This window comes from Paraburkholderia sp. NMBU_R16 (assembly GCF_013282575.1).
Lineage (GTDB): Bacteria > Pseudomonadota > Gammaproteobacteria > Burkholderiales > Burkholderiaceae > Trinickia.
In genome coordinates, this window is sequence record NZ_JAAAYE010000130.1 from 1 (window position 1) to 4,245 (window position 4,245).

3 protein-coding genes are annotated in these 4,245 nt (G+C 61.5%); all 3 read left to right on the forward strand.

Features of this window, described 5'->3' with window-relative positions; translation table 11 throughout:
• The first annotated feature begins 226 nt into the window (after nt 1-226).
• Nucleotides 227-943, forward strand: a complete 717-nt coding sequence (locus tag GWC77_RS27025) for a hypothetical protein (RefSeq protein ID WP_173262361.1) — start codon at nt 227-229, stop codon at nt 941-943.
• Between the two features lie 154 nt (nt 944-1,097).
• A complete protein-coding gene (locus GWC77_RS27030; protein ID WP_173262364.1) occupies nt 1,098-1,676 on the forward strand; it encodes a hypothetical protein in 579 nt (192 codons plus the stop codon).
• A gap of 91 nt (nt 1,677-1,767) precedes the next feature.
• A complete protein-coding gene (locus GWC77_RS27035; RefSeq protein WP_173262368.1) occupies nt 1,768-4,134 on the forward strand; it encodes a filamentous hemagglutinin N-terminal domain-containing protein in 2,367 nt (788 codons plus the stop codon).
• Nucleotides 4,135-4,245 lie beyond the last annotated feature (111 nt).

Consider the following 4,245-nt stretch of genomic DNA (forward strand, 5'->3'; position numbering starts at 1 on the left):
TGCCGCATTCTGCCGCAACCAGCCATACCTCAGCTTGTCGATTCAGAGCGCCTCAAGGGTTCGCTGCGCCGGGCTTACGCCCGCCCTTGACCCGCTAACATCACCCACTCGGAATTCAAAAGAGGCTAAATTGAAATCGCTTAATAGACTCGTGACGGCAGTGGTCTGCTTGACGTTCGTCACTGCATGCACGGCACCGCCTCGAGCGAAGTACGATTCCGCGAAAATGGAAGCGATTAAAACGATCGCTGTCGACGTTCCAAAGAAGACGAACTATTACGCGTTCAGCGCGGGCACCAGTCCCGTGATGTTCATTGGTCCCGGCGTGCTCGTCGCCGCGGTTACCGGTGCGATCTCGGGCGCGATCAGCGCGGCCTCGCATAGAACCAACCCGACGTTCAACGATCTGGTCACCGAAAAGCTCGGCGATACGGGATTGAACAGGAAGTTCCTCGATGCGCTGGAATCGCAGCTGCGAGCCGAGGGATATGAAATCAAGGAAGTGGAACTGGCCCAGGGCGATATGCCGCAGGTCGTCCTCAAAGACCGCGTGATGGCGCTCGACGGCAAGAGCTACACGGGAGCGGACGCGATCATGATCGTCCAGAACCTCAATGGCTATTACGCTCCCGGTTCGATGTCGTGGTACACGCGCGACGTCAAGGTGAATATCGAGATGTTCAAGGCCGATACGTTCGAGCCGATCTTCCAGGATCGCCTGAAGTTCAATCAAGGCATTTCCGATCCGTACCACTACACGACGTTTTCGGAACTGAAAGACGATCTGCCCCGCGCGATCAAGGGCCTCGATGAAGCGGTGATGGGACTAGTTCCCCAGTTCCGGGCGGACTTACTGGCGAGCCGGGGAGTGTCGGCCGCCACGGCACAAGCGCCCAAGACATCGGCGACACCGGAGACATCCGTGACGGCAAAGGCCAACTAGCAAGCGGAAACCGCCGGGCGCACGGCATTCACAGAAGAGCGGATCGATAAAACGCTAGTCGTGCGCCATGAGAAATCAAAGACTTTCAACAACGGCAGTGGAAACGGGGAAATAAAAAATGATGATGAGACGAGCAGCTTCCCTTTGCGCGTTTGTGGCGATTGCGGCGCTGGCTGGTTGTGCGACGCCCTATCAAGCCGCGTCCATTACAGGGGGTTATACGGGAAAGAAGATCGACGACCAGACCTATCACGTGCAGTTTTCCGGAAACGGATATACGTCGAGGGATAAGGTCCATAAGTACTTCATGTACCGCTGCGCCGAGCTGACCCAGCAGGAAGGCTACAAGTACTTCATGATCATCCCGCCCGCATTGACTGGCTCGCTGCCTCCGAAGAACAGCTTCGCGCGCGGCACCGGCTTCGATCCCAACATGATGCGCAAGACCCGTACTACTGCTCCGGTCATTATCTACGGCGGCGGTGGTGGCGGCGCCGTCAAATGGAACAACTCCGGCGACATTCGGATGTTCAACGACGATGCGGTGATCTCCACGAAGATCGTGGGTTGGGATGCGTCGGAAATCATCGACGAACTCGGCGGATACGTGCATAGCGGTGGCCAGACGCCGGGCAACATTCCGATGGCGTGGGTGTTCGCGCCCGGACAGCCGAAGGTCCGTGCTCAGGACCTGTTGCCGACAGCGCCGAAGAAACCGGCAAGCGGCAGCTGAGCGCATAAGCAAAGCCGAGCCCGTGGCCGCGGGCTTGGCAATAAGCGATGAGCAGTCAGTAAAAAACAAAACAACTCGTTGGCGAATAAAAATGACGAACGGGGCAAGACAGGGCGGTGTATTCCAGCGTCTGGAGCAGGCACGCGCCGCATCCGACGCATTAAAAGCGAACGCCGAGACGGGCGCGCCGGAAAGTGGCATGCACGCCCGCTATCGTGGCTGGCAACGCGCGCTGAGTGCGTTCGTTGCCGCGACCCTGTTCGTCGGACCGATTACCGTGACGGTCGAGACCGGCCGTCAGGCGGCGGGCGTGCTGGCGGCCGGAAGTCATCGGCTAGATGACGACGCCTGGCGTGCGATTCAGGATATCGCTTCGCTGCGTCTGCGAGTGCGCATCGCAATGCGGGCGGCTAATGCTGCCCCGATCGTCGATCCCACCGCGCCCATCACGTTTCAACCGCAGATCGTCCAATCGACGGGCGCCGGTGGCGGCGTGCCTGTCGTCAACATCACCGCACCGAATGCCGCGGGCATTTCGCTCAATCAGTATCAAACGTTCAACATCGACGCAGCCGGGTTGATTCTGAACAACAGCCTGCAAAGCGGAACGTCGCTCACGGGCGGCACCGTGGCTGCCAACCCGAATCTGAACGGCCGCACGGCCAGCGTCATTCTCAATCAGGTGACATCGACGGGCGCGGGCTACGCGAGCGTATTGGCCGGCCCGCTCGAAGTCTTTGGTGCGGCGGCAAGCGTCATCATCGCGAATCCGAACGGCATCGCCGTACGCGGAGCGGGCTTCACCAATACGACAGGCGTGACGCTGACGACAGGCACGCCGCAATTCCTCACCGGCACGGGCGGCACGGTGACGGACTTCACGAACGCTCAGGCCATTGCCTACGACGTGAAGGGTGGGCACATTCAGATCGAAGGCAACGCGGGCGTGAATGGCCCGGGCTCGGGCATCGAAGGCACCGTCGGCACGATCGATCTGATCGGCGAGACCGTGGGCATCAATGCGCCGTTATACGCCGGCACACGCATCAATGTGATTGCCGGCGATCAACTCGTGAAACCTAGCGTTATAGATGCAACGGGCACGACCTATTCCACGAGCGCCAATGGCAGCGCGAATACGTTGGCCGCAATCGGCGCCGCCAATCAGGGTTATGCGATCGACGCGACCGCGTTCGGGGCGATGACGGCCGGGCAGATCTCGATGGTCGGCACTGCCGCGGGCATGGGCGTTCGGGCTGATGCAGGCTTGTCGGCGACGACGGGGAATCTGACGCTGTCCTCGAACGGAGATTTGACGGTGGCCAGTCATACGGCACAGCAGGACGTGTCGATGACGAGTGCGGGGAATGTCACGGTCTCGGGTGCGGGCGTGGCCGGCAGCGGCTATACCGTGAATGCCGCCGGAGACGTGGTGTCGAATGGCACCGTGCAGTCGGGGGCCGATTTATCGGTTACGGCTGGGAACAACGTCACGATCGCGGGTCAGACGACAGCGCAAAACAATGTGACGCTGTCGGCCGGACATGATGTTTCGTTGACGGGATCGCTGGCGAGCGGCAAGGCGCTCACCGCAACGGTGGCTGGCGCGCTCAGTGTGCCGGGCACGCTGCTGGTGGGCACGGATGCGACGCTCGCGAGCGGCACGCTGGACGTGCCGGGCGTCGTCATCGTGCAGGGCAACGGCACAGTGACGACGCAAGGCGACCTGACGGGCAGCGGTTCCATTGCGTTCGGGCAAAGCGGCGCGGTGACGAGCGGGCACGATCTCAACATCACGGGCAAGCTGCTTTCGACCGACTTGCAAGTCGATGCGGCGAACAGTGCGACGTTTGCCGATGTGCAGGCAGGCGGCGCGTTTGGCGTCACGGCGCGCGGTCTCGCCGGCAATGGAGACGTGACGTTCAACGGCAACGCTGCCTCGGTTGGCAATGCAACCGTTCAGGCCGCGAACGATGTGATTGTGAACGGCACGCTGGCCGGCGGGGCCCAGGTGGCGTTGACCGGGCAACGCAACGTGACCGTGGCCACGTCCGGCACCGTGCAATCGGTCGGCGATTTGTCGATGACGGCCACGACAGGCGACGCCGCTTCCACCGGCACGATTACGAGCGGTGGCGCATTCAGCGCGCAAGCTGCGCGCGATGTCGCTTTGGCAGGGACGACGAATGCGGTTGGCGACACAACGCTGAACGCGGGCAACGATCTGACGGTGAACGGCACCCTGGCAGGCCAGGGCAACGCTACGCTGACCGCCGGGCGCGATCTCACCGTCGGGGGCACCAGCGGAATTGCGAAGGACGTGACGGCCACAGCGGGCCACGATCTCTCGGTAGCCGGTTCGCTGCAAGGCAACGCGATAGCAATGAGCGCGGCCAATGCGATTACGTTGAACAACGTCCAGGCCAACGGTGCACTATCGGCGGCTCTGTCGCATTAACGAGGACGAGTAGAATCGGTGCGAATTGAAACGCAGGACATCGATGATGGCAAAGACGAAGAAAGCTCGCTCAACGTTGCCCACCGGCGCGGGCAGCGTGCTGAAGCGGCT

Coding starts and splice junctions, on each gene's coding strand:
- GWC77_RS27025 (WP_173262361.1), top strand. CDS start 227: ATGGAAGCGATTAAAACGATCGCTGTCGACGTTCCAAAGAAGACGAAC.
- GWC77_RS27035 (WP_173262368.1), top strand. CDS start 1,768: ATGACGAACGGGGCAAGACAGGGCGGTGTATTCCAGCGTCTGGAGCAG.